The sequence below is a fragment of the Vibrio owensii genome, from assembly GCF_002021755.1.
In the GTDB taxonomy this organism is placed as follows: Bacteria; Pseudomonadota; Gammaproteobacteria; order Enterobacterales; family Vibrionaceae; genus Vibrio; species Vibrio owensii.
In genome coordinates, this window is record NZ_CP019959.1 from 2888502 (window position 1) to 2913065 (window position 24564).

Sequence of the window (24564 nt, forward strand, 5' to 3'; positions counted from 1 at the left end):
CGCCAGTTTTGGTTGAAAGAATGTTTCATCCTTTCAATTAATAAAATACTGAACCGTTACTGTAGAAATAAAAAACTCCCGACATGAACGGGAGTTTTTTATTTTATAAATCGCTAGGGATCATCCTTGGTGAATAATTCCCTTTATCTATTGCCTTAGATATAGATTTAGCCAAATCATCTAATTGTTCATATTTCTCTGGGTTGGCAAAGTTAAACATGCGCTGCAATTGTTGCTCGTCAGCAAGTGGGACATCGTAGCGCTTTGCAACCATGGCCCATAAGTAAGCCTGCTCTTTATTACCTAGACCTTGGTTAATGCTGGCCAATGACTTCAAAATTTCTGGTTTTAAGTTGTCTTCGTTCGACATCGATAGCGAATTATGAAGTAATGTTAATGTCTTTTGTGGATCGCGGTTGGTATAGAAGGTGGCGAGTGCGTACTGCATTTCTGCGGTATTGAGCTCTGGTTTGCCTTCCATTTGTAAAAACTGACGACGTGCTTGGTCGTCACCCGTTTGAGACCACAAGAAGTAAAGTGTTGCTGGGTCGTTAGAGCCTTTTAAGTTATTGACGATACGATCCAGCTCATCAATGCTGTGCACCAAGGCATCAAATCTTTTACGTTTTAGCGCGCTTTGATCAATCGGAGTGATCTGTGACGCGAGTTCTAAACATTTGCGATACTCAGCAACTAACCCGTATTCGATGACTTGATTGGCTTCTGATGGATCTTTGAGTAGCTCAAAGCGATGCCAAACCAAATTGGTACGAGGTATGCGACATTGACCATCGTCCATATTTAAGTTTTCACAGCGAAGCTGTGGATTCTTTTGGCACAATTCTTCAGTGGTGACGTTGCCTTCGAAGCAACCTGTTAATGTCAGGCTGGCAAGGCCTGCGAGTAACCAGTATGTTCGTTTCATGGTTTTGCTTGTGATCCGTTACACCAATTCATTTTCGAGCTCTTGACTCTGCTTTCTATACCGTTATGTTCTGTAAATAGAATGTAATAAGAAGGTACATTATGGACGCAGAACAATTATTAAATGCGATAACTCCAGAAGTCTATGAGCGATTGGTTTACGCAGTAGAGACAGGAAGATGGCCTGAGGGTACACCACTTTCCCAAGAGCAGCGAGACTCATGTATGCAAGCTGTGATGTTGTATCAATCAAAACATAACACCGAGGCGCAACACATGACGGTCGCCGCTGGTGGTGAAATCAGCTTTAAATCTAAGCAAGAATTGAAGAAACAATTCAGTGGAGAAGAGCAAGACATCGTTCGAGTGAATCCGAACTTGAACTAAACAGCACACCTCTTTCAAAGCAAAAAGCCCAATTTTGTATATTGGGCTTTTTCGTATTCGGATGTTGAAGAGAACCGTTTACAGGCTCATTTCGCCACGCAACACTTCTTGCATCTTTTGCTTAATTTCTTCGTAAGACAAATCTTGGCTCAGAAGGTAGTGAAGTTTTGCTAGTGCCGCTTCTGGTGTCATATCAAAACCGCTGATTACGCCGGAATCAGCCAGAGCACAGCCTGTTGCGTAACCGCCCATGTTAACTTTACCAGCCAAACACTGAGTTAGGTTCACGACAATAACGCCACGTTCAGAAGCTTCTTTTAGGTGACCAAGTAGCTCTGGATTTTGAGGGGCATTACCCACACCAAAAGTCAGCAGAATCATTGCGTTAACTGGCTGACGAAGTGTATTGCGAATGACTTCGTGTGAAATGCCCGGATACATGGTGATCACACCGATAGGTTGAGGTGTGATGTTATGTACTTTGAACTCACCTTCTGGTTGCTCACCGACAGCAATGTTGTTGCTGATTTGGATGTTGATACCCGCTTCCAATAGTGGTGGAAGGTTTGGTGAAGTAAAGGCATTAAAACCATCTGCATGAGACTTAGTGCTGCGGTTACCGCGCATCAACTGATTGTTGAAGAACAACGTCACTTCGTTGATAGGGTAGTTTGCCGCAATATGCAGTGCATTCAGCAGGTTTGCTTGGCCGTCTGAGCGCAGTTCTGCTAGAGGAATTTGTGAGCCTGTTACGATTACTGGCTTACCTAGGTTTTCCAACATGAAAGACAAAGCAGAAGCTGTGTATGCCATGGTGTCAGTACCATGCAGAATCACAAAGCCATCGTATTTCTCGTAGTTATCACGGATGTCGTCTGCGATTTGCTGCCAGTCTGCCGGTGTCATATCAGATGAGTCGATCAGAGGCTCGTACTCATGAATGGTGTATTCCGGCATTTCTGGGCGGTGGAACTCGGGCATACTGGCTAGTTGTTTTTCCATAAAGCCAGCCACAGGCACGTAGCCGTGATCCGATTTTTGCATACCGATGGTGCCACCGGTGTAAGCGATGTAGATGTGTTTTCTAGTCATCGTTCTACTTTATTTCATGTAGGGGGAACAGTGGCGGGGATTATAGCGAAATGACACCTAATAAAAAGGGGCATCTCGCACAGAGATGCCCCTTTTTGGCTAAGCTAGGAAAGCTATTGCACTTCGCAGTTCAAACAGAAGGCGTACTGACCTTTTGGATCGTTGAAGCTTTGCATCATGCTCGCGTCTTGCTCAAACTGTTGCGCTACTGGCTGAAGGCTCTTTGGAAGAAAGCTCGTTGCATCGATGCTCAAAGACACTTTCACCTGATTCATGAATTCTTGAATGAATTGCTCAGTTGGTGAAAGAGGCTCTTCAACCCAGTAGATTTCGTAGTTTTCAACTTCAGCAAGTTTCGCTGCCAGTTTCACAGCATCATCGAAGTCACCCATTTGGTCTACTAGACCGAAAGACAGTGCATCTTGGCCTGTCCAAACGCGACCTTGTGCCACTTTATCGACTTCGTCTAATGACATATCTCGGTTTGAACCAACCAGAGAAATAAAGCGTTTGTAGCCGTGCTCAATACCCAACTGGAACGCCTCAGAAGCGCCAGTAGAAAGACCTGTCGTGATGCCATCACCAGAGAATGGAGACGTGCCAACGCCGTCAGTGCTGATGCCAAGTTTGTTGAAACCTTTCTCGAACGTTGTGATAACGCTGAAGATACCAATCGAACCTGTCAGAGTCGTTGGTTGAGCAACGATCTTATCTGCACTCATGGAGATCCAGTAACCACCAGACGCTGCAAGACTCGACATTGAAACCACGACAGGTTTACCTGCTTCTTTCAGCGCTTCTACTTCATTGCGAATGACTTCAGAGGCAAACGCGCTACCACCAGGGCTATCAACACGAAGTACAACCGCTTTCACTTTGTCGTCATTGCGCGCTTGACGAAGTAGGGTTGCTACCGTGTCGCCGCCCACAGTGCCGCGTGGTTGTTGACCATCCATGATTGTGCCGCTTGCGACGACTACTGCAATGTCGTTCTCTGACGGTGTGAGATTAGGGCGCATGGTCGCTAGGTAGTCGTAGTAACCAATCGCGTTGTAGCTGTCTTTACCATCGCTACCAAACTCTTTGGCAAATAGCTTACGTACGTCTTGGCGAGTAGCCAGTTCGTCGACTAGGCCCATTTTTACTGCCAGTTGTGCTAGGTCACCATCTACCGATTTCATCTCTGCAAGCAATTCATCCATAGTCGGATTGAGTACTTTGGCGTCGATGTTGCGGTTGGTTGCGACGTCATCAACGAACGCACTCCAAAGTTGAGTGATCCAGCGCGTTGCTGACTCTTTTGCTGCACCCGACATGTCGTCGCGGATGAATGGTTCAATTGCTGACTTGTAAGTACCTACTCGGAATACGTGAGTCGATACGTCTAACTTCTCTAACAAGGTTTTGTAGTACATAGAGTAAGAGCTGTAGCCCTTAATCAATACGCCACCGTCTGGTGCTAGGAAGACTTTATCTGCATAGCTTGCAAGGTAGTACTGACTTTGGTTGTAGAAATCACCGACCGAGTACACAGGCTTGCCTGAGGTTTTGAACTCATTCAGTGCTTTTGCAATGTAACGAAGTTTCGTCAGGTTAGTTTCTGGCATATCGCGAAGCGCTAGAACCAACCCCGATACTTTCGGGTCATCTTTCGCGTAACGGATAGTATCTACGATGTCGAACAGCACGTTCTCTTTCGGGATTTCGTTACCCAGAATAGAGCCAGCTACCGAATCCATAGGATTGACATAACGTCGCTGTTCTACGATAGGGCCAGATAGGTTCATTACAAGTGCCGATTCTTTATCGACGGTAGGCTGACCTTCACCAGTGTATGTAAAGGCAAAGTAGAAGACGGCAATCATCACTAAGAAGATCAGATTCATCAGCGCGAGTCTGACAAAGGTGATGGCTTTCCATATCCCCTTGAATATCAGACCAATAAATTTGAAGAGTTTTTTCATCTTGTCTCCATAACGAGATAGTCATTCCCTAATCTTACAAAGTATGGGTTCTTATCTCTAAGATCTCAAAAGATAACAATTTTTTTAGCTTATCACGGCAATTCAACAATTGGCATACTTTAACGTGAGATTGACTTGTGTTGCAAAAATGTAAACGCTTGTTTGATTTTTTGGTTTTTGCGGCGTACTGTGGTCAGACCACAACAATAAAAATGGATGTTTAGTGATGTCTGCCATGTACCCAAATTTGTTAAAGCCATTGGACTTAGGTTTTACACAGCTACGAAACCGCGTCCTGATGGGATCAATGCACACTGGTCTAGAAGAGCACAAAGAAGGACTACAAAAGCTTGCGGCGTTTTATGAAGAACGTGCCAAAGGCGGTGTAGGTCTAATCGTGACGGGCGGTTTCTCACCAAACCTACGTGGCCGATTACATCCTTTGAGTGCAGAATTCAGTAAGCCAAAACACGCCAAAGCACATAAGATTGTCACTGAGGCGGTGCACAAACACGGCGGCAAAATAGCCCTACAAATTCTCCATGCCGGACGCTACGCGATGCACCCATTCGCGCAGAGTGCTTCGGGAATGAAAGCGCCTATCGCCAAATTTGCACCAAGCGAAATGAGCGAGCGCCAAATCAAAAAGACCATCGAAGCTTTCGCTAATAGTGCCGAGCTGGCTCAGCTAGCGGGCTATGATGGTGTCGAGCTGATGGGCTCTGAAGGTTATTTGATTAACCAATTCTTATGTAAACGCACCAACATGCGTTACGACGACTGGGGTGGCAGTTATAAAAAGCGCATGCGCTTCCCGGTTGAAATCGTTAAAGCTGTGCGTAAAGCGGTCGGTGAAAAATTCATTATTATCTTCCGTCTTTCCATGCTCGATCTGGTCGAGCAGGGCAGTACGTTTGAAGATGTGATTGAACTGGCAAAAGCGCTAGAGGAGTCCGGTGTCACCATCATCAACACTGGTATCGGCTGGCACGAAGCGCGCATTCCGACCATTGCAACTCAGGTTCCTCGTGGCGCATTTACTTGGGTGACAGAAAAAGTTAAACCTCACGTCTCAGTGCCAATCATTACTTGTAACCGTATCAATACCCCAGATGAAGCCGAGCGAATTCTTTCTTCTGGCCATGCCGATATGGTTTCGATGGCGCGTCCATTCCTAGCTGACCCTTATTTTGTTGCGAAAGCGGAGCAAGAGAAATCTCAACTGATCAACACTTGTATTGGCTGTAACCAAGCATGCTTGGACAATGTGTTCAAAGGTAAAAGAGCGAGTTGTCTAGTTAACCCGCTGGCGTGTTACGAGACGGAAATTGTTGTTGAAGAGGCATTCAAGAAGAAGAACATTGCGGTAGTTGGTGCCGGACCTGCTGGTTTGGCTTGTGCGACGACGCTGGCAGAACGTGGGCACAAAGTGGATCTTTTTGAGAAGAACGATCGCATTGGCGGTCAGTTCCGTTTAGCGATGCAGATCCCGGGCAAAGAAGAGTTCCGTGAAACCATTCGTTATTTTGCGAACCGCATTGAAGAGACGGGAGTGAATCTTCACCTAGAGACAGAAGCCAATTACGACTTGCTGACCGAATACGATGAAGTCGTCATGGCATCGGGTGTTGAACCTCGCAAGGTGAAAATTGATGGTATCGATAACCCAGAGAAAGTGATCGACTACCAAACACTGATTCGAGATAAAACGCCTGTTGGTGAGAAAGTTGCGATTGTTGGGGCTGGTGGTATTGGTGTTGACGTGGCGACCATGATCACCGAGCCGGTGGGTCAAACATTAGATGATTGGCTGCATGAGTGGGGCATTGATAAAGAGATGTCTCAACCGGGCGGTCTGTATCCTTATCCTGACGCAGTGAGCGATAAAGAAGTATGGGTGCTTCAACGTCGTAAAGGGCGTGTTGGTAAAGGGCCGGGCAAAACCACAGGTTGGATTCATAAACGTACGCTAGAGAAACGTGGTGTTCACCTCTACGGTGGGGTGTCGTACGACAAGATTGATGATGCTGGCTTACACATTCATGTAAATGGCAAAGAAGAGCTGCTAGAAGCGGATAAAGTGGTGATTTGTGCAGGGCAAGAATCGGTTCGCCCGTTTGAAGACAAGTGGCATGAGCTGGGCGAGAAGCTACACATTATTGGTGGCGCAGATCATGCGGGTGAGCTCGATGCGGTTCGTGCCATTCGCCAAGGCGTCAAACTTGCTGTGAAACTCTAAAACGTAACCTCAAAAATAGTTTTTTCATTCGTTCTTAACCTTTTATCGCTGCGCCAAGTGCGCAGCTTTTTTTGTTCTAAATCCCTAGAAAACAGGTTGTTATTCGAAAGTTTGGATTATGCTAAAGTGAGCTGCGTAAAAAATAATAATTCAATCAAATAAGGACTTGCTCATGGAAGCTCTCGATCTTTTGCTCAACCGTCGTTCTATTGCCAAGTTGTCTGAGCCTGCGCCAGAAGGTAAAGCGTTGGAGAATATTATTCGTGCAGGTCTGCGTGCGCCTGATCATGCGGGTTTAACCCCTTGGCGCTTTGTGATTGCTCAAGGCGATGGCTTAAAGAAACTGTCGGACATTCTAGTTAAAGCCGCTGAAGCAGAAAACAGTGAAGATGCGGTCGTTGAAAAAGTAAAAAACGCCCCGTTTCGTGCGCCAATGGTCATCACGGTGATTGCGAAAGTGACAGAACATGAGAAAGTCCCTGCATTCGAGCAATATTTGTCAGCAGGCTGCGCGGCACAAGCGATGCAAATGGCAGCGGTAGCACAAGGTTTCCAAGGTTTCTGGCGCTCGGGTAAGTGGATGTTCCATCCTGAAGTGCATCAAGCTTTTGGCCTTGAAGGCGAAGATCAAATCGTAGGATTCTTATATCTTGGTACACCCGGCTGCACCCCAATGAAAGTGCCAGAGCGTGACCTGTCTCAGTTTGTTGAGTTTCAGTAAGCTATAAAGTGACGTTATAACTGTTCATCTGTACAGTTTTTCTTGATTTGTTAGGGCTACATTAGATAATGTGGCCCTAATTATTATGATTTCCAAAACCTTATGTCTCGTCTGTTTATTGCTGAAAAACCAAGTCTAGGTCGCGCGATTGCGGCTGCACTACCAAACCCTCAAAAGAAAGATCAAGGCTTTATCCGTTGTGGTAATGGTGACGTCGTGACTTGGTGTATTGGTCACTTGTTAGAGCAAGTTGAGCCCGATGCCTACGATGAACGCTATAAAAAATGGAATATAGCTGACTTGCCGATTATTCCCCAACAATGGCAGTTAAGACCGAGAAAAAGTGCCAGTAAACAGCTCACGGTAATACGTAAACTCCTTAAAGATGCGACAGAAGTTATCCATGCAGGCGACCCGGATCGAGAGGGGCAATTGTTGGTGGATGAGGTGTTGGATTACTGTAAGCTCTCCAAAACCAAGAAAGAAGCGACGCAACGACTTCTCATTTCAGACTTGAACTTACCCGCGGTTAAGCGTGCATTGAGTTCTATGCGCAGCAATCGTGATTTCATTCCTCTTTCTGTTTCAGCTTTGGCACGTTCTCGTGCTGATTGGCTTTACGGAATGAACATGTCTCGCGCTTATACTTTGCTGGGCCAAAAAGCAGGCTACCAAGGTGTATTATCGGTAGGTCGAGTTCAAACCCCTGTACTTGGTTTGGTGGTACGTCGCGACGAAGAAATCGAAAACTTTGTACCCAAAGACTATTTCACTCTGCATGCATTGATCCCTTATCAAGATCAAAATAGTTCGTTTGATATTCGCGCTCGTTGGAAACCAAGCGAGGCATGTAAGCCTTGGCAAGATGAAGAAGGTCGAGTTCTTAACCGAAAGCTCGTCGAGAACGTAGCAAATCGCATTGCTAACCAGCCTGCGAAAGTTACGGAATCCGAGCAAAAGCAAACGAAGCAGTCTGCACCACTTCCTTATTCATTATCAGCCTTGCAGATTGATGCTGCCAAACGCTATGGTATGAGTGCCCAACAGGTTTTGGATACTTGTCAGGCGTTGTATGAGAAGCACAAACTGATCACGTACCCACGTTCTGATTGTCGTTACTTACCGATGGAGCATTATTCACAAGCGGGTTCTGTCACTTCCGCTATTGCCAACAATGCCAAAGAGCTACAAAGCGCGGTGCAAGGTGCGGACTTATCGATTAAGTCTAAAGCGTGGAACGACAAAAAAGTCGATGCTCACCACGCAATCATTCCAACACCAAAACAAGCGAATGTGAATGCGTTGTCTGGTAATGAGATGAAGGTGTATCAGCTCATTGCACGTCAATATTTAATGCAATTCTATCCAGCTGCAGTTTACGCGGAAGCGAAGCTCGTCTTTGATATTGCTGGTGGTACGTTTATCGCTAAAGGTCGCCAACTTGTTTCTCCGGGCTGGAAAGCGTTGATGGGGAAAACGGACAAAGAAGACGATGGTATCGATGCTGTGCCGCCACTTGCAGAGGGCACCGTGCTGACTTGCCGTGAGGGTGAAATCAAAGATCGTAAAACAGAGCCGCCGAAGCATTTTACTGAGGCAACATTGCTTCAAGCCATGACGGGTATCGCTCGTTATGTGGCAGATAAAGAACTAAAGAAGATATTACGTGAAACCGATGGTCTGGGCACTGAAGCGACGAGGGCAGGCATTCTTGATACTTTATTCAAACGCCAATTGCTGACTCGTCAGGGGAAATCGATTTTGAGCTCACCAGCAGGACGTGGCTTGATCCACGCTTTGCCAATGGACTCGACGTACCCGGATATGACTGCGCATTGGGAACACCAATTACAAGGAATGGCAGAAAGAAACCAAGCATATCAACCTTTTATGCAAGCGTTAGAACAACGCATAGACGAGCTGATGGGCGAGGTGAAATCAGGTCCGATTCCGGAATCTCTGCGTCATCTTCCTAAAGTAGAGCGACCAGCATTCAAGCGTAAGAAGCGCAGTTACAACAAATCTGGTGCATCAAAAACGACGACCACCAAACGTAAATCCTCTAAATAACTCATGTTTACTTACAATCAAGCGGCACCATCCAGTGCCGCTTTCTCATATTAAGGTCATGGCTAGTCGAACAAGTTGTCGTTCTTGTCGATTGCGCCTCTGACGTCATCTTGAGTTAGCACTCGTTTACCTAAATCCTGTTTTACTTGTCGTCCTAAGTCGATCAGCGTATCGCGATTCGCTTGAGTTTGACGTTTACCTGCACTTCTTAAGCAGTAATTGAGCTCATGATCTTCACTGAAATTCACCAGATCTTTATCTGCTGCCATGGTTACTCTCCTTAGCGGGGTTAATACCTCACTAAGTCTGGATAGGAAATGGTGAAATTCAAGTTAAGTATTGAGATTGGAGAAGTGGAGAATGGGCGACGAAAATAAGAACCTTTCGTCGCCTTACGTTAACTTATTGATAGTTGACTATTACCAAGGAAGTTCGGTGCCATCATAGTTAATAAACTGCCCCGAATTTTCTTGCGTGCTTTGCTCAATCACTTTTGCTAAACCATCAGCAGACGTTTGGGTGTCGATAAGGGCATTAGGCCCACCCATTTCAGTACGTACCCAGCCCGGATGAAGTGCCAAGACTGTGAAGCCCTCATCGGTTAGGTCGTTACTTAAACTTTTAACCACAGAGTTGAGCGCTGCTTTGGAAGAGCGATAGATGTAACCACCACCAGAGGTGTTTTCAGTCATGCTGCCAACTTTAGAGGATATACACGCAATTTTCTTCGCTTTGCCTTGTTGTAACAGCGGATAAAAGTTTTCTACTAACTTCAATGGAGCGATAGTATTTATCTCGAAGACTTGTCGCCACTCTTCGATATCGGTGTTACCAAAACCATAGCCTTTAGGCCCGTAGTAACCGGCATTGTTGATCAGCAGATCAATTGCTGGGAGTTCGCTTGCGAGTTGGGCGACTCCTTGGTAATCCGTCACGTCTAATTCATGTAGCACCAAGGTGTTATAACGCGATGCTAATGCGTGTAGTTCTTTACTGTCTGCTAGGTTACGGCTTGTCGCGTGAACTTGAGCGCCTTGTTGCAAATAGAGCTCGGTTAAACTCAAGCCGATACCGCGATTCGCACCAGTAATAAAGACTGTCTGACTCATGAGTACACCTATCTGTCTGATTCAATGAGGTTAAGTGGAAACAGAACCATTGTGTTAGTTAAGGGCGATAAAATCAACTAACCACCATGCACCTAACATCATCGACATGAACAGAGATATCGCGCAGAAAGAACCAAAGAAAGCGCCAAGTATCGTATATAAGGTTTTATTCATAACAGGTAGAAATTTAATTGATATTGAAAATCATTATCAATTAAATTTCTTTTTAATCAACTCAAGGAGTTGGTACTATTTCACAACGTTTTATGAAAAGAATGTCTCATGCTGCCACTGATTTACCACCCTATTTACTCGCAACTCGATCTACCAAATGGTCACCGTTATCCGATCATGAAATATCGCTATCTTTATCAAGCTGTGATGGAGAAACTCGCGAGTGAAGATTGGGGAAGGCAAATTGAATTCTTCCAACCAAGCCCTCTAAGTACGGATGATATTAAACGCGTGCATGATGGGGAGTATGTTGACTTGTTGGTGACGGGAGCTATGCCTGCGGCCAAAATGCGTCGAATTGGGTTTCCTTGGAGTGAGGCGTTGATAACACGGACACTGACATCCACCGCCGGAACGGTACTGACCGCAGAAAAGGCATTAGAGAATGGTGTCGCGATTCACCTAAGCGGTGGCTATCATCATGCGCACAAAAACTTTGGCAGTGGTTTTTGTCTGTTCAACGATCTGGCGATTGCTGCTAAGCACATGCTTGATCATGAACACGTCGATAAAGTGATGATCATCGATAGTGATGTCCACCATGGCGATGGCACGGCAACGATTTGTGAAAGTGAACCCGACATTGTCACCTTGTCTTTCCATTGCGATAAAAACTTCCCGGCGAGAAAGCCAGACTCTGATCTTGACGTCCCTTTGAGTCGTGATACCAATGATGAAACGTATTTGATGACGTTTAAAGAGGTCGTCGAGATGGCGATTAACTTGCATCGTCCAGACATGGTGATATATGACGCTGGTGTGGATATTCATGTCGACGACGAACTGGGTTACTTCAACGTGTCGACGGAGGGCATATTTGAGCGAGACCGTTTCTTAATGCAGTTGATGAAAGACAGAGGTATTCCTGTTGCGGCTGTCGTTGGTGGTGGTTATCGAAGTGAACACGCGGATTTGGTGCCTATTCATATGCAGCTGTTGAATGCTGCCGAATTCGTTTTTAAAGACTGAATCTAGAATGTTGAAAATCGAGGTAATGGACTCAGTTCTCGAATGAACATTTAGGGCTGGGAATCCTTTCCCAATTTTATTTTCCTAGCCTTTGACGTTGTCTAAAACAACAAATGGATGGATTTAGCTAATGCAGAAAGACGATGCCCCTGCCTTATGCCGAGGCGAATATTAGGGGGCTTCGCGGTATTTAGATAGTTATAAACACCTTACAATTCGCCTGATAAAAAATGTAATCAGCAACTAACCTTTTGATTGGTAAGGTGACGTCTCAAGTTTTTGAGTTTTTTAGTGATAATGAGCCATTGTCGATTAAATTCACTGAGTGGGTGGTTTCTATCACTTTAGATGCTTTCATTTGCGCGGAAATGACCATTAAATTATTTTTTCGGTGAATTTGAGTTCATAATTAATATGTATTTTATAAATAATTGATGTTTAGTTTGCTTATGGCAGTCAAGTTTATCAATTTATGAATGAGATAGGATAATGCCTTTAAATTCATAAAATTAAATAAACTATTCGGACTGTATATGAACCATCAACGCATTTCCAATACCATCTCTTTTAAAGGGCGAGGGGGAGAGTTTTTTGGCATCTGGATTGTCAATGTTCTACTTTCTATCGTTACGCTTGGAATTTACTCTGCTTGGGCCAAAGTAAGAACAAAGCGCTACTTCTACGGTAACACGTACATCGACGGTGATAACTTTGAGTATCATGCCGAGCCAATGCAAATCTTAAAGGGGCGTTTAGTCGCGCTGGCGATTGTATTGGTATGGGGTATCGCAAACTCATTCATTCCCCAACTGGCGCTTGTGCTCTTACTTCTGTTTTATGTCGCCCTGCCATGGTTGTTATGGAGCAACGCACGATTTGATTCTGCAATGACGAGTTACCGCAATGTTCACTTCTCTTTTAATTCGTCACTAAAAGATGCATACATCACCATACTTGGCCGAGGCTTTGGTGCTGCGCTGGCAGTCATGGTTTTCATTGGTATCTGTGTGGCGGTTGCAAGCGTTTCACAAGCTGCGTCGGTTATTTTAGGGCTTTGCTCAGTCGTCGTTATGGCTGCACTTTATGGTTGGGTTGTGGTTGGCGTTCAACGCTACTTTGTTAATGGCTACCGTTATGGTGACTGGCAGTTTAGTGGCGAACTTGAAACCAGTTTCTTTGTAAAAACCTACCTGAAAGCCGTAGCAATCGGTCTTAGCACAGCTGTCGCGCTTGCGATTGTAGCGGTCATTGTGATGGTTGGGAGCTCAGGGCTAATGGAAGCAGCAACGGGCGACTTGGCTTCACTGAATGAATCTAGCCCTGTCATTACAATGGTTGTCATGTACCTTGGTATGATTGGCTTAACCATCGGCTTGACGGCATACACAGCAACAAGAACTCGTAACTACTTGTTCTCCCAAATGAAGCTAGAAAAAGAAGGGCAAGAAGAAAACAACTTTACGTTTAAGTCTACCTATACAGTTGATGGCTACATGTGGCTGATTATCTCAAACTTCCTATTACAAGTTGTGACCTTGAGTATTGCGAGACCATGGGTAATGGTTCGTACTTCTCGCTATGTTGCTGATAAAACGGTCGTCGTTGGAGACATGAGCCAACTGAAAGCAGCAGACCAAGATTCAAAAGTGAAATCAGCGATTTCTGATGAAGTTGCACAAGCCTTCGATCTCGGTGTTGGAATCGGTTAATGCAGTTTGAAGGAGCCGCGTTTCCACCAAAAAGCTCAGAGCGACATCAAGCCAGATTGGATGTCGCTCAAGCTAACTCGCTGAGTTTGGTTGTTGCTGACAATATTTTTAGCTGTGATCAGCAACATGCGGACATTACTGCTCCAGTCGGCAATTTACCCGTCAGATTTAAGCTGCCCAATGGTTGGGTTTTCGTTACCGAGCGTACTGAAGAAGTGTCTCGGTGGTTGGAGGCAAATAAAAGGTCGAGCTTTGTTGATAAAATTGAATCGAACTGGCTTGCTTGGGTCGTGTCTGCGATGGCATGTATTGCGGTTGTGCTCGGGGGATATTATTACGCGTTACCTTGGGTGAGCGACAAAGTCGCATACGCGATTCCTGACAGTGTCTCAGTTGTACTTGGCGAAAAGGTACTCGAAAGTTTGGATTCCCGTTGGGAACCGAGCGAGCTGAGTAAAGCCGAACAAGAAGCCATTCGAAGCAGGGTAGAGCAGCACTTAACACAGTTAGAGGCGTTGCCTTACCAAGTAGAGATTGTTTTCCGATCTTCTGAGCTAGGAGCGAATGCGTTAGCCTTACCTGGTGGAAAGATTGTGCTGCTCGATGAATTAGTTGCGTTGTCTAAAAATCAGCAACAGTTGGACAGTATTATTCTTCACGAGCTTGGTCATATTCATCATCGCCACATGCTAAAGAGGTTGGTGTATTCGAGTGTCCTTTCTGTTGGTGTCGCTCTTTTAACTGGTGAAAGCTCTGGCATCGTGGACAATCTTGCCGGCGCAAGTGTGTTTGTGTTGTCCAGTGGTTACTCCAGAGAAGCTGAAATACAAGCCGATGCATTTGCAAGAGAGGCGATGCTCAAGATTTATGGCGACACAAAGCCGATGGCTGAGATGTTTGAACTGTTCCGTAACCAAAGTTATGAAGAGTTGCCTGAATGGTTGAGTACCCACCCAGACCTTGATAAAAGGATTAAAGCAGCAAAAGGAAACTAACCTTTCCATTCGAATACCTAACGATTAAAGCTCACTAAATATTAGTGGGCTTTTTTCTTGCGTATTGAAAAGTGCTTCGAGGATTAGACAGGCTTTTTCTGGATGTGGCTGAGTGCGGTGACGCTTGGTCTAAACTTGGCTGAGAGCCGGGGTTGCGTTCAACTAGGGATTTACAAATCCCGTAATTTCCCAAGCACTAAAACGACGAAAGCCCGTTGATTTCTCAACGAGCTTTCTAAATGTGGCGGAGAGATAGGGATTTGAACCCTAGATACGCTATTAACGTATGCCGGTTTTCAAGACCGGTGCTTTCAACCACTCAGCCATCTCTCCGTTGTTGACGCGCATAATATAAGGCTTTGAAAATCTTGTAAACCCCAAAATGAACCGTTTGGATGTTTACTGCACGATTTTGTGTTGTTTGTGGAGAAAAGAAACGAAAAAGCTCTCCGAGTGGAGAGCTTTTGTTCAATTAATTGCTTTTTGAATAGAAGCGCTGAAGTTCTGTCAGCCCTTGCATTAGTACTGGGAGCTTCGGTGTAGATTCTCTCAAACGCTTATAATTGTCGTCATAGAGCTTATAGTTACCGAATTTGTCTATAACGGTTGTTTGTGAGCTAGTGATAAGTGCGATTTCACGCGTGTCACCAGCTAGAATCCAGCGGCGACGGCTCTCATCGAATAAGTTTCGGCCACTGCTGTAATCGTAAGGGTTTGAAGATACACCCAACATGTCTTGTAAAAGTGTTACAGACAAATCTAAGTGGCTCGTACTGTGCGTAAACTCGGCTGGTAGCATGCCCGGCCAGTGAATCACCATAGGTACTTGGAGTTGGTAACGGCTGTAGTTGCTGTTTGCTCCCCAACTGTTGGTATTGGTTTCGTTAAACTCACTGCCGTGATTCGAGGTAATAACCACGATAGTGTTCGCCAGTAACTCATTTGCTTCTAAATCAGCAATAATTTCCGCAACGGTTTTATCTGCGGATTTCACTGACTGCTCATAAGCTTTCTTAAATCGTTCGCTGGCTGGGATCTCTTCGTTAGCAGCCATCGGCTCAGATTCAAAGTTGTCGACAGTGGTAACTTCTATGTAGCTAAACCAAGGCTTTTTCGCTTGTTCAGTTAACCATGTATTCCAAGCTGCAATCGACTGCTTGTCGGTATGGGCTTGTGTGCCATCTAGCTCATTAGCCAGATTCAAGCCACGGAAGATAACTTCTGAATACAAGTCATCTTCAAAACCATTACCGCTGAATAGACCAAAGCTGTAATCCTGATCTTTTAGTACGTCTAGTAATACTGGCGCACTGCCTTGCGCTTTGATGCTGCTCGCGTAACTACTTGGTAAGCCATAGAACAAGCCAAATGCACCGTATGTGTCATTGCTTGAGCTGTAATGGTTAGTAAAGTTTTGATTGTCTTGCGCAAACTTGTACAAGTTCGGCATTTCGTTCTGGTTAAGCGCGTCCGCACGAAGGTTATTCACGCTGATCATCAGCACGTTTAACTTGTTACCACGACGATTGAATTCAAGCTTCTCTAGCGGGTAGCTGACTAAATCGATGTTGCCTTGGTTCTCTGCTAAGCGTTTTAGGTACTCTTCACGGTCAAGAAGGCCATGTTTTTCCATAAAGCTCTTCGCCGTCATAGGGTATGACAATGGGAAGTTAGAGCGTTGGCTAGTAATCGGATTATAGAAGTAAGCATCAGCCCAAATGTAAACCAAATGGCTGGTCATAAAGCTTAAGAAGAACACGGCAGCTAAAGGACGGCCAACGTGTTTATGGGAAAGTTTGCGTTGTTTGCGCCAAACCCACTCAGAAAGAGCAAGTTGCACCAGGAAAATAAGCGGCATCACCACAAAAAGGTGTTGGAGATCAGAGCTGATCGCGCTTTTGTCTTCGCTAAACAACAGCTCCCAAACCACAGGGTTCAGGTGCAAATTAATGGATTGATACGCTTGAGTATCAATCAATAAAACGGTTTGACCAACCGTTGCGAATATCACTGCCACCAAGCGGAAAAGTTTCCTTGATGGCAGGACAAACGTCAGGGGGAATAGAACTAATAAGTACAGGGCGAAAACAAGGAAGCCAAAATGACCAACCCAAGATACAGCCAGATAAAATTGCCCCATAAGGGTTTCTGGCCAAGGCGATTGAACGATATAGCGTGTACCTATCAACATCGATGCAACGATGTTGAAGAATGCAAACCAGTGACCCCAACCTACTAGTCGAGATACGCGTTCGCCGTATGAGTTTCCGCTGTCTACCATGTACTTGTTCTATTATCCGTTATTAATGTGTTTTTGGCGCTTCAAGAGAAGACATCAGTGCCTGAGCAAATTTTTCAGCAATAACTTTGCGTTGTGAAGCAGCAACTTGTTGATTTAAGACATTGGTTGCGATATTTCCCGCAATCATTAGCGTCAACTCAGGAGAGGCAGCGTGTTTATCAAGTACAGCACCCACTTCAGCAAGAATTTTCTCTACTTGTTCGTCAGTATATTTAGATGTAATCGGCATAAAGACTCTAATAATGATAGTAAAAGCGGCTTATGATAACCTACAATGCCCAACAACTTAAACCTTGTAGCAAGATAAAATCACTATGAGCCTTCATCTTTCAAACGTTATTCTGCATCAATTGTGCAAAAACGATCAGGACGAACTGGTTGTTAAACTTCGCCCGGCGTCGTTAGAAAACGATACCTCTACTGAAAACCTTGTCGCGGAACTGCATCGCGTATTCCACTCGAAAGCAGGCAAAGGTTTCGGCTCTTTCCAATCAGACAGCGAATTTCAATTTTGGCTTCAAGAAATGCGCAAAGGGGAGAGAGATTTCTATGATTTCTCACAAATTAGTGCAAATCGCTTGAAAGAAGAGCTGATTAAGTACCCATTTGCTGATGAGGGTATCTTAGTCTTTGCTGAGTACCAAAGCTTAGCAACTGACTATTTGTTTATTGGTATCTTGCCAATGAACCAAAGTCTAAAAGTGACTGAAGGCTTGGATATTGATGCGACGGATTACCTAGACATCACTAAGATGGACATTGCTGCGCGCATTGATCTTTCAAGTTACGACACAGACCGTGAGTCAAATCGTTACCTTTCTTACATCAAAGGTCGCGTTGGTCGCAAAGTAGCAGACTTTTTCCTCGATTTCCTACAAGCGGATGTTGGTCTAGATACTAAGCAGCAAAACCAAGTGCTAATGCAAGCGGTAGAAGACTTTTGTGCGGATTCTAAGCTTGAGAAGCAAGAAGCGAACGAGTACAAAAAGCAGGTTTACAACTACTGTAACGAGCAAATCAAATCAGGCGACGAAGTACAAATTTCTGAACTGTCTGGTGAGTTGCCACCAAGCCAAGATGGCACAAGCTTTATGGACTTTACCAAAGAGCAAGGCTACGAGTTGGAAGAATCTTTCCCTGGTGACCGTTCTACCGTACGCAAGCTAACTAAGTACGTTGGCGCTGGTGGCGGTTTGAATATCAGCTTTGATAGCTTGTTACTTGGCGAGCGTATTTTCTACGATCCAGAGACAGACACGCTAACGATCAAAGGCACGCCACCAAACCTAAAAGATCAGTTAAGCCGTAACTAATTGATAATAAGAGAGCATTATGCTCTCTTTTTTTATGTGAAGTGCGCACAGTCAGCGCGTGTTTCATGGTATATGCTTGTTATTAATAAGAAATAGTCGAGGGAAAAGCATTGCTGCAATTCAAAGAGGGAATTAGAAGAGCTGTCTGGCTTTTGTTTGCTGTGTGGTGTGCATTTGCCGTAGGTATTTGGCTGCAAGCGCAACAAACTATCCGCACGATCTCGACCATTGATGAACTCAGCAGCAAAGTGGACGAGGTGCGTAATATCTTCCACTTCGAATTGCCTTATCGTGCACAACACGTTGATCAAGTCTCTCTTAAGCTCCAACTTGTTTACGCTGTTCGCTTACAACTTGAAAGTGAACATTCTGCCGGATGGGGTTCGCCGGATTTAACTCAGCTGCTTTATTCCACAGACCGTTTTCTTGAAGGTGCTAGAACCTTTATTGGGAGCGACAGTGAGCTAGTTGCTCTCGCAGATCAGTTACACAACAGTCGCGAGTCTGCCAGCAATTCAGAGCAACTTCGCACCATGTATTACCGTCTAGGCGCTTTGGTGCTGGAAGCCATGTTCAGCGACGCAGCAACAAGTGCTGACACATACCAAGAGTTGGATTCTCTGTTTACTGAGTCACAATACCTTGAATCCAAAGAACAAGCCTCATTTCAGCGTCGATTAGCTCAAACTTCAAGCGTATTAGCCGCGCATGCGCAGGGTAGCCACCTCTCTAATCAACTGCTCAACCCCGAGTTCCCAAATCAACTCGCTTCAGTGATTAGTACCCTTGAGCAAAAACTGACGTTTTACATCACTTTTCTTGCGTTAGTAAGTGGTTCCTTACTTGCGCTAATCTCTTGGGCGCTATTCTCTAAAACAGCACTTGTGACGAAAGAGTCGTTAGCGCCAAATAAGAATGAAGAGACGCCAGCCTTTCCATCTACTCCTGTTTTGGAAAAAGCGCATGTGGCAGAAACGAAACACGAGATGGTTGAAAAAGCAGAATCTGTGGTTCAGACAGAATCTCCTCTTCCTAAAGAGGATGGTGATGCAACGCCTCCTTATCAAAACATGGCGACCGAGAGCGAAGATTCAGACATCAAAGAGCCTTATATTGATATAGAGAAAATGCTCGACTCACTGTCTGGTGATGAAGAGTCAGTGCGCATGTTATTGGAAGTGTTCATCCAAGATCACGCTGAAGACAGCGAAAAGCTCAAAGGTCTTATCGCTGAAGGGAAGGATAAGGAGCACGCCCAACGTGTTGCGCACAGTTTGAAAGGGGTATCGGGCAGTATAGGTGCAATGCCTCTACACTATATCTCTGGGGATATCGAATCTTTAATCAAACAAGGTGAGCAAGTCTCAGACGATAAATTGGATCAGTTAGAAGAGACGTTACAGAAAACGACACTTTTTGCTGAAAGAGTTCTCAATAGTGAAAACATTCGAGAAGTGCTAACGGATTGATATTCCTCTGACTTAAAATAGAAAAGATTAAGGTATTTAAGGGACGCTCGCGAACCTGATGCCTTGGTTCGTCACTGTTCCTGTTCTACACATTTTGACCATAGGTAATTTCATGTCCATCCGTCGACTGTCCTCATTGATGGTGGCTTGTTTGGTTTTAAGTCTTTCAGGGTGTTCTCTGTTAGAGGTGAAAATCGACAGCCAAACTGTACCGCTCACCAAACAAGAGCTGAACATGCGTATTATGACGCGTGAATATGCTCAGCAATTCTTTGCTCAAGTCGAGCAAGCCGCCGATGTGCTCCAAGAAAACTATGAGCCGAGCGATAAGGTAAACCAATCCTATATTCTGCTCTGGAAAATCAATGCGGAAGAGGGGCTTCAAGCTGCCGCTTACCAAGTTTCACCAATGGCTGCGCTGATTGATACGTGGGTGTTCACTCACCAGATGAACCAGTTCTACAGTGAAGGTGCGGGCAAAGACCTATTTGCGACTGGCGAAGCAAAAAAAGTGTCTGAACATTTGGCAAAAGAAGTCGATAAACTAGCGAAATCGCTATTGAAGAAAGACGTGTACGAAAAGACCCAAGTATTCGTGGCAGACTTTGTCGAGAAGTATCCTTTTGCTGACTTAAGCATGATCAGAACGCCGGCTTACCGAGCATGGTTGCAAGCAAACCAAATCAGCGAGGAAGAAGCCGTTACCACGCTTGGTACAATGCCTGAAGCAATCGGTGATGTATCCGACCGTTTAAGTTTGGTCTCAGAACAAACACCTAAGATCATGACTTGGAAAGCGCAGTTGCTGGCACTCAATAGCTCAGCAAGTATTGAACAAGTCAACGCAGCGCTAAACAGCTTGAAGGTGACTTCTGAGTCGTTGAAGGACTTTATCGACAACAACCCTGAATACATGCGTAACTTGGCAGAGCAGATGGCCGTTCAATTACAGCCTCTAGTGGAAGACATTGACCAAAAAACGGAAGAGCGTTTGTCTCAGTTGAGTGATGAGCGTCAGGCTTTGGAATTGATGGTGGCGAGAGAGCGCCAAGAGATTGCTCAAATCATCACAAACGAACGCGAGAAGTTTGCTCAGGACCTAGACCACGTATCACAAGAGGTGGTGAATCTGGCGATGGACAAATTGATTGAGCTTGTGAAGAGTACCATCATCTACTTTATTCTGTTTATCCTAGTGATCTTCTTTGCTCCTCTCGTACTTGGTTATGCCTTGGGTAAGCGCTCTGCGGTAAGAGCCAGCACTAAATCGGCGTAATTATTTAGAAGTCACAACACGAAATAGCAGACACAAAAAAGGACCGAATCATCGGTCCTTTTTTATTCATGGAAGGTTTCCATCTATAGCTGAAGTCTTAAGCTGTTTGTTGCTTTAGTTCAGCTTCTGTTTGTTCTTCTGTTGCTGGAGCCGTAGGCTCGCATTTATCAACAAACCAGCCCATGTAAGAAGTGAAGATGGTCACGATGATACACACGAAGCTCAGCCACATGAACGGTGCGTACGATAATGTTGCCACACCCAAGATGCTTGCCATGTAGATACCATTATCGCTCCACGGCACCATACCGGATGTCAGCGTGCCACCAAACTCTGCGTTACGAGATAGGTTCTTGCGTTTGTAGCCAAGGCGGTCGTAGTTCTTCGCACAGATCTTAGGAGTAAGAATCAGTGATACGTACATCGCAGAACCGAATACGTTACCCATGAAGGCCGTACCAATTGTGCTGGTTGCCAGTGAACCTGCGCTTTGAACACGTCGTTCGAACAGTTTTGCAATCGTTTCTAGTACGCCAACCTTATCTAGTAGGCCGCCAAAACCTAGGCCGAACACGATCACCGCAACAGAGCCCAGCATAGAAGACATGCCGCCACGGTTTAGAATCGAGTCAATGAAATCCACGCCTGAAGAAATCGCAAATGGTGCCCAAGCGGTATTAAATGCCGTTAGGAAGTCTACATCCTGAATCATCACTGCCCAGATAATACCAAGTAGTGAACCGAAGCTGATCACAGGGAAAGAAGGCATGCGCATCGCCAATAGAGCCAATACGATGATCACTGGGACAAAGGAATAAGGCGTGATGAAAAATTGTTGTTCCATTGCCTGAATAACTGAATCCACTTGGCTCATATCCACTTTACCTGCGAAATGGAAGCCAAATGCGGTAAACATGATACCAGTAATGATGTAGCTGATCAGTGCGATAGGCAGCATACCTTTGATGTGCTCAACCACTTCTACATTCGACATAGAAGAAGCAAGGATCACTGAATCTGAAAGTGGAGACATCTTGTCACCAAAGTAACAACCCGATAGAACCGCACCCGCCGTGATTGGTGCTGGAACACCAAGACCTTGACCGATACCCATCATCGCAATACCCGCTGTACCCGCCGCACCCCAAGATGTACCTGTTGCCAATGCAGTCAGAGAACAAATGATCATGGTCGCCAGTAAGAAGATAGAAGGGTGAATGGCTTTCAGACCGTAGTAGATGATGGTTGGTACGATACCACCAGAGATCCAAGTACCTACTAAGGCACCTACAGCAAGAAGAATAAGCACTGCGCCCAAACCATTAGAAATACCGTTTAGTGCTGCTTTTTCTAGGTCTTTGTATTGATGGCCGAGTCTTAAGCCCAATAGCATGATAATGAACCAGCCAATGTACAGCGCGAGCTGAATTGGAAGGTCTAGTTTGGCAGTAAATGAAAATGCCAAAAGAAGAAACAAACCTAGTGAGATAAATACCTGTATCAGACTAGGAAGACGTGTTGTAACTTGCTTCATATGTGCCTCTGTCGTTCATGGAGCAATAGAGGAAGGCCGCTCCCTGTTTTAATCGCGCCTAACATACATTAACAAAAATTATATTTCGAACATTTGGTGCTTTATCTTGACTTTCGTCCGCATAAACGTTTGCTTGTGAAATTAATAACTAAAAAACTTTAAGTTTAATAGTTTGAAATGTTTTGTGATGTAAAAAATATGTGCTGCAATTGTTGTTTTCTTACTGAGTGGTAAGACCTTATCGCGTGACGTTCACAGTTTTCTGGGCGGAATTAGATGGTTAATCAATAAGAAAAGAGAAGAAAATAACTGGGATTATAAAAATTCGCGGCAAACGTTAAAAAAGTTGTGTTTATTTGCAAATTAGGGCTTGAGATTTTGTGGCGAAAATTGAACTATGGAGAAAGTTTCAAAAATATACATGGAGAGTTAATGCGATGAGAGTAGGTTTAGTTGGTTGGCGCGGCATGGTCGGTTCAGTTCTGATGCAGCGCATGGTCGAAGAGAAAGACTTCGATCTGATCGAGCCAGTTTTCTACAGCACGTCTCAAATAGGTATCCCGGCTCCAAACCTAGGTAAAGAAGCTGGTCTACTTCAAGATGCGTTCGATATTGACAGTTTAAAACAACTTGATGCAGTGATTACGTGTCAAGGTGGCGGTTACACAGAGAAAGTTTACCCAGCACTTCGTCAAGCTGGTTGGAAAGGTTACTGGATCGATGCGGCTTCGACACTTCGTATGGCAGAAGACTCCATCATTACTCTAGATCCTGTGAACCTAGCGCAAATTCAGCAAGGCATTCACGGCGGCACTAACACCTTTGTTGGTGGTAACTGTACCGTTAGCTTGATGCTCATGGGTCTTGGTGGCCTGTTCGAGAAAGGTTTGGTTGAGTGGACAAGTGCAATGACGTATCAAGCGGCGTCTGGCGCAGGTGCACAAAACATGCGTGAACTGATTTCTCAGATGGGTGTGATCAATGATTCTGTAAGCTCTGAATTGGCTAATCCGGCAAGCTCTATTCTAGACATTGATAAGAAAGTTGCCGACACAATGCGCAGCTCTTCATTCCCAACGGATAAGTTTGGTGTGCCGCTAGCTGGCTCTTTGATTCCTTGGATCGACGTTAAACGCGACAATGGTCAGAGTAAAGAAGAGTGGAAAGCGGGTGTAGAAGCGAACAAGATCCTTGGTTTCCAAGATGCGCCAGTGCCAATCGATGGTACATGTGTGCGTATCGGTGCGATGCGTTGTCACTCTCAAGCATTGACTATCAAGCTCAAGCAAAATGTACCAATGGATGAGATTGAAGAAATCATCGCAACGCATAACGATTGGGTTAAAGTGATTCCAAACGATCGTGACATCACGGCTCAAGAACTCACTCCAGCGAAAGTAACAGGTACGCTTTCTATTCCAGTAGGCCGTCTACGTAAGATGGCAATGGGCGATGACTTCCTAAACGCTTTCACTGTCGGTGATCAGCTTCTTTGGGGTGCTGCAGAGCCACTACGTCGTACTCTACGCATCATTCTTGCTGAGAAGGCTTAATTTGTCTCAACTCTGAGATGTCTATTTTGAAAGCGCCCAACTGGGCGCTTTTTTGATATTTCAATGACAGTAAGCTGACTTTTGTTGCATAACGTTGCCGCGAATTTAATCAATTGGAGTGCGGTAATGAAACAGAATACAAAAGGTTTTACTCTCATAGAGTTAGTGGTTGTCATCGTAATTCTCGGCATTCTAGCCGTTGTTGCCGCACCTAAGTTTTTAAATCTTCAACATGATGCTAGAGAAGCTGTCATCAAGGGACTAGGTGGCTCCGTTCATAATGCTGCAGAGATGGCTTTTGGCAAAACCGCTGTAGAAGGAATGGAACATGAAGAGTCTTACAGTGTTGAAGGTTACGGTTCCGTCCAATATGGTTATCCGGCTGTTCAAAAAGGAGGGATGGAAAACTTCCTAGATATCGAGTCTGGATATCACGATCTAACAAAAGAGTGGGTATGGGGGGCGCATAACCATGGATCAGTAAGTAATCCTGATACTTGGATCGTGACTCGATCGGAATATATTGACGCTGATCCTGATGACGAAAGCGCGTACAACAAAGCGATTGAAGATACGCAATGCTACGTGAAGTACACCGCGGCAATGGAGCCGGGTGATGAATACAAGGTGGAAGTGTTCACTGACGGTTGTTAAGTCGAGAATAGACCTTACCCACAGGAAATGTTTGTTTCTTTAGAGCCAAA

General features: G+C 45.0%; 20 protein-coding genes and 1 tRNA gene. 12 read left to right on the forward strand and 9 right to left on the reverse strand.

Going from position 1 to position 24564, the window contains the following annotated elements; all coding sequences use genetic code 11:
* Window positions 1-103: 103 nt before the first annotated feature.
* On the reverse strand, window positions 104-925 hold the full coding sequence (locus A9237_RS13330) for a DUF2989 domain-containing protein (RefSeq protein ID WP_078608348.1): 822 nt from the start codon (window positions 923-925) through the stop codon (window positions 104-106).
* A gap of 101 nt (window positions 926-1026) precedes the next feature.
* Here A9237_RS13330 and A9237_RS13335 point away from each other — a divergent pair, with 101 nt between their 5' ends.
* Window positions 1027-1311 (forward strand): YeaC family protein, encoded by a 285-nt coding sequence (locus tag A9237_RS13335; protein ID WP_009707311.1) that lies wholly within the window; start codon window positions 1027-1029, stop codon window positions 1309-1311.
* 78 nt (window positions 1312-1389) lie between these two features.
* On the opposite strand, the gene ansA is transcribed toward A9237_RS13335, so the two are convergent.
* Both ansA and sppA read right to left on the reverse strand, forming a co-directional pair.
* Window positions 1390-2403, reverse strand: a complete 1014-nt coding sequence (gene ansA / locus A9237_RS13340) for an asparaginase (protein WP_005439732.1) — start codon at window positions 2401-2403, stop codon at window positions 1390-1392.
* Between the two features lie 113 nt (window positions 2404-2516).
* A complete protein-coding gene (gene sppA, locus A9237_RS13345) occupies window positions 2517-4367 on the reverse strand; it encodes a signal peptide peptidase SppA (protein WP_078608349.1) in 1851 nt (616 codons plus the stop codon).
* Window positions 4368-4593: 226 nt separating this feature from the next.
* Between sppA and A9237_RS13350 the strand changes: the two genes are divergently transcribed.
* The 3 genes from A9237_RS13350 to A9237_RS13360 all read left to right on the forward strand — a co-directional run bounded on the left by A9237_RS13350 (window position 4594) and on the right by A9237_RS13360 (window position 9397).
* Entirely contained in the window at window positions 4594-6606 is a 2013-nt protein-coding gene (locus tag A9237_RS13350; RefSeq protein ID WP_167371682.1) for an NADPH-dependent 2,4-dienoyl-CoA reductase, read from the forward strand.
* 172 nt (window positions 6607-6778) lie between these two features.
* Complete coding sequence (locus tag A9237_RS13355) at window positions 6779-7327, forward strand: NAD(P)H nitroreductase (RefSeq protein ID WP_041057986.1); 549 nt, start codon at window positions 6779-6781, stop codon at window positions 7325-7327.
* Between the two features lie 102 nt (window positions 7328-7429).
* The gene (locus A9237_RS13360) at window positions 7430-9397 is read left to right on the forward strand and encodes a DNA topoisomerase III (RefSeq protein WP_078608350.1); all 1968 of its coding nucleotides are present in this window, start codon (window positions 7430-7432) and stop codon (window positions 9395-9397) included.
* Between the two features lie 62 nt (window positions 9398-9459).
* On the opposite strand, the gene A9237_RS13365 is transcribed toward A9237_RS13360, so the two are convergent.
* Both A9237_RS13365 and A9237_RS13370 read right to left on the reverse strand, forming a co-directional pair.
* A complete protein-coding gene (locus A9237_RS13365) occupies window positions 9460-9666 on the reverse strand; it encodes a hypothetical protein (RefSeq protein ID WP_009707305.1) in 207 nt (68 codons plus the stop codon).
* Window positions 9667-9816: 150 nt separating this feature from the next.
* A complete protein-coding gene (locus A9237_RS13370) occupies window positions 9817-10506 on the reverse strand; it encodes an SDR family oxidoreductase (RefSeq protein ID WP_078608351.1) in 690 nt (229 codons plus the stop codon).
* Between the two features lie 282 nt (window positions 10507-10788).
* Here A9237_RS13370 and A9237_RS13375 point away from each other — a divergent pair, with 282 nt between their 5' ends.
* The 3 genes from A9237_RS13375 to A9237_RS13385 all read left to right on the forward strand — a co-directional run bounded on the left by A9237_RS13375 (window position 10789) and on the right by A9237_RS13385 (window position 14413).
* Window positions 10789-11709 (forward strand): histone deacetylase family protein, encoded by a 921-nt coding sequence (locus A9237_RS13375; protein WP_078608352.1) that lies wholly within the window; start codon window positions 10789-10791, stop codon window positions 11707-11709.
* Window positions 11710-12242: 533 nt separating this feature from the next.
* Window positions 12243-13418 (forward strand): YjgN family protein, encoded by a 1176-nt coding sequence (locus tag A9237_RS13380; RefSeq protein ID WP_078608353.1) that lies wholly within the window; start codon window positions 12243-12245, stop codon window positions 13416-13418.
* On the forward strand, window positions 13418-14413 hold the full coding sequence (locus A9237_RS13385; RefSeq protein ID WP_078608354.1) for a M48 family metallopeptidase: 996 nt from the start codon (window positions 13418-13420) through the stop codon (window positions 14411-14413). Before A9237_RS13380 ends, A9237_RS13385 begins: the two co-directional genes overlap by 1 nt.
* A gap of 242 nt (window positions 14414-14655) precedes the next feature.
* Here A9237_RS13385 and A9237_RS13390 read toward each other — a convergent pair.
* The 3 genes from A9237_RS13390 to A9237_RS13400 form a co-directional block, all read right to left on the reverse strand.
* Window positions 14656-14746: transfer RNA gene (locus A9237_RS13390), tRNA-Ser, on the reverse strand.
* 139 nt (window positions 14747-14885) lie between these two features.
* Entirely contained in the window at window positions 14886-16694 is a 1809-nt protein-coding gene (locus tag A9237_RS13395; protein WP_078608355.1) for a DUF3413 domain-containing protein, read from the reverse strand.
* Between the two features lie 22 nt (window positions 16695-16716).
* Entirely contained in the window at window positions 16717-16944 is a 228-nt protein-coding gene (locus A9237_RS13400; protein WP_009707299.1) for a YejL family protein, read from the reverse strand.
* A gap of 85 nt (window positions 16945-17029) precedes the next feature.
* Between A9237_RS13400 and yejK the strand changes: the two genes are divergently transcribed.
* The 3 genes from yejK to A9237_RS13415 all read left to right on the forward strand — a co-directional run bounded on the left by yejK (window position 17030) and on the right by A9237_RS13415 (window position 20773).
* Window positions 17030-18028 (forward strand): nucleoid-associated protein YejK, encoded by a 999-nt coding sequence (gene yejK / locus A9237_RS13405; protein ID WP_005432897.1) that lies wholly within the window; start codon window positions 17030-17032, stop codon window positions 18026-18028.
* A gap of 110 nt (window positions 18029-18138) precedes the next feature.
* On the forward strand, window positions 18139-19497 hold the full coding sequence (locus A9237_RS13410; protein WP_078608356.1) for an Hpt domain-containing protein: 1359 nt from the start codon (window positions 18139-18141) through the stop codon (window positions 19495-19497).
* A 112-nt stretch (window positions 19498-19609) separates the two neighbouring features.
* Window positions 19610-20773 (forward strand): hypothetical protein, encoded by a 1164-nt coding sequence (locus A9237_RS13415; RefSeq protein WP_009707297.1) that lies wholly within the window; start codon window positions 19610-19612, stop codon window positions 20771-20773.
* Window positions 20774-20870: 97 nt separating this feature from the next.
* Here A9237_RS13415 and nhaC read toward each other — a convergent pair whose 3' ends face one another.
* The gene (nhaC, locus tag A9237_RS13420) at window positions 20871-22307 is read right to left on the reverse strand and encodes a Na+/H+ antiporter NhaC (RefSeq protein ID WP_005439709.1); all 1437 of its coding nucleotides are present in this window, start codon (window positions 22305-22307) and stop codon (window positions 20871-20873) included.
* Window positions 22308-22744: 437 nt separating this feature from the next.
* Here nhaC and asd point away from each other — a divergent pair, with 437 nt between their 5' ends.
* Window positions 22745-23860, forward strand: a complete 1116-nt coding sequence (asd, locus tag A9237_RS13425; protein ID WP_009707295.1) for an aspartate-semialdehyde dehydrogenase — start codon at window positions 22745-22747, stop codon at window positions 23858-23860.
* Between the two features lie 126 nt (window positions 23861-23986).
* Complete coding sequence (locus A9237_RS13430) at window positions 23987-24514, forward strand: type II secretion system protein (protein WP_045453606.1); 528 nt, start codon at window positions 23987-23989, stop codon at window positions 24512-24514.
* Window positions 24515-24564 lie beyond the last annotated feature (50 nt).

Excerpts from the sequence above, each read along its gene's own strand:
- A9237_RS13330 (WP_078608348.1), bottom strand. The coding sequence starts at position 925 with ATGAAACGAACATACTGGTTACTCGCAGGCCTTGCCAGCCTGACATTA.
- A9237_RS13335 (WP_009707311.1), top strand. The coding sequence starts at position 1,027 with ATGGACGCAGAACAATTATTAAATGCGATAACTCCAGAAGTCTATGAG.
- ansA (WP_005439732.1), bottom strand. The coding sequence starts at position 2,403 with ATGACTAGAAAACACATCTACATCGCTTACACCGGTGGCACCATCGGT.
- sppA (WP_078608349.1), bottom strand. The coding sequence starts at position 4,367 with ATGAAAAAACTCTTCAAATTTATTGGTCTGATATTCAAGGGGATATGG.
- A9237_RS13350 (WP_167371682.1), top strand. The coding sequence starts at position 4,594 with ATGTCTGCCATGTACCCAAATTTGTTAAAGCCATTGGACTTAGGTTTT.
- A9237_RS13355 (WP_041057986.1), top strand. The coding sequence starts at position 6,779 with ATGGAAGCTCTCGATCTTTTGCTCAACCGTCGTTCTATTGCCAAGTTG.
- A9237_RS13360 (WP_078608350.1), top strand. The coding sequence starts at position 7,430 with ATGTCTCGTCTGTTTATTGCTGAAAAACCAAGTCTAGGTCGCGCGATT.
- A9237_RS13365 (WP_009707305.1), bottom strand. The coding sequence starts at position 9,666 with ATGGCAGCAGATAAAGATCTGGTGAATTTCAGTGAAGATCATGAGCTC.
- A9237_RS13370 (WP_078608351.1), bottom strand. The coding sequence starts at position 10,506 with ATGAGTCAGACAGTCTTTATTACTGGTGCGAATCGCGGTATCGGCTTG.
- A9237_RS13375 (WP_078608352.1), top strand. The coding sequence starts at position 10,789 with ATGCTGCCACTGATTTACCACCCTATTTACTCGCAACTCGATCTACCA.
- A9237_RS13380 (WP_078608353.1), top strand. The coding sequence starts at position 12,243 with ATGAACCATCAACGCATTTCCAATACCATCTCTTTTAAAGGGCGAGGG.
- A9237_RS13385 (WP_078608354.1), top strand. The coding sequence starts at position 13,418 with ATGCAGTTTGAAGGAGCCGCGTTTCCACCAAAAAGCTCAGAGCGACAT.
- A9237_RS13395 (WP_078608355.1), bottom strand. The coding sequence starts at position 16,694 with ATGGTAGACAGCGGAAACTCATACGGCGAACGCGTATCTCGACTAGTA.
- A9237_RS13400 (WP_009707299.1), bottom strand. The coding sequence starts at position 16,944 with ATGCCGATTACATCTAAATATACTGACGAACAAGTAGAGAAAATTCTT.
- yejK (WP_005432897.1), top strand. The coding sequence starts at position 17,030 with ATGAGCCTTCATCTTTCAAACGTTATTCTGCATCAATTGTGCAAAAAC.
- A9237_RS13415 (WP_009707297.1), top strand. The coding sequence starts at position 19,610 with ATGTCCATCCGTCGACTGTCCTCATTGATGGTGGCTTGTTTGGTTTTA.
- nhaC (WP_005439709.1), bottom strand. The coding sequence starts at position 22,307 with ATGAAGCAAGTTACAACACGTCTTCCTAGTCTGATACAGGTATTTATC.
- asd (WP_009707295.1), top strand. The coding sequence starts at position 22,745 with ATGAGAGTAGGTTTAGTTGGTTGGCGCGGCATGGTCGGTTCAGTTCTG.
- A9237_RS13430 (WP_045453606.1), top strand. The coding sequence starts at position 23,987 with ATGAAACAGAATACAAAAGGTTTTACTCTCATAGAGTTAGTGGTTGTC.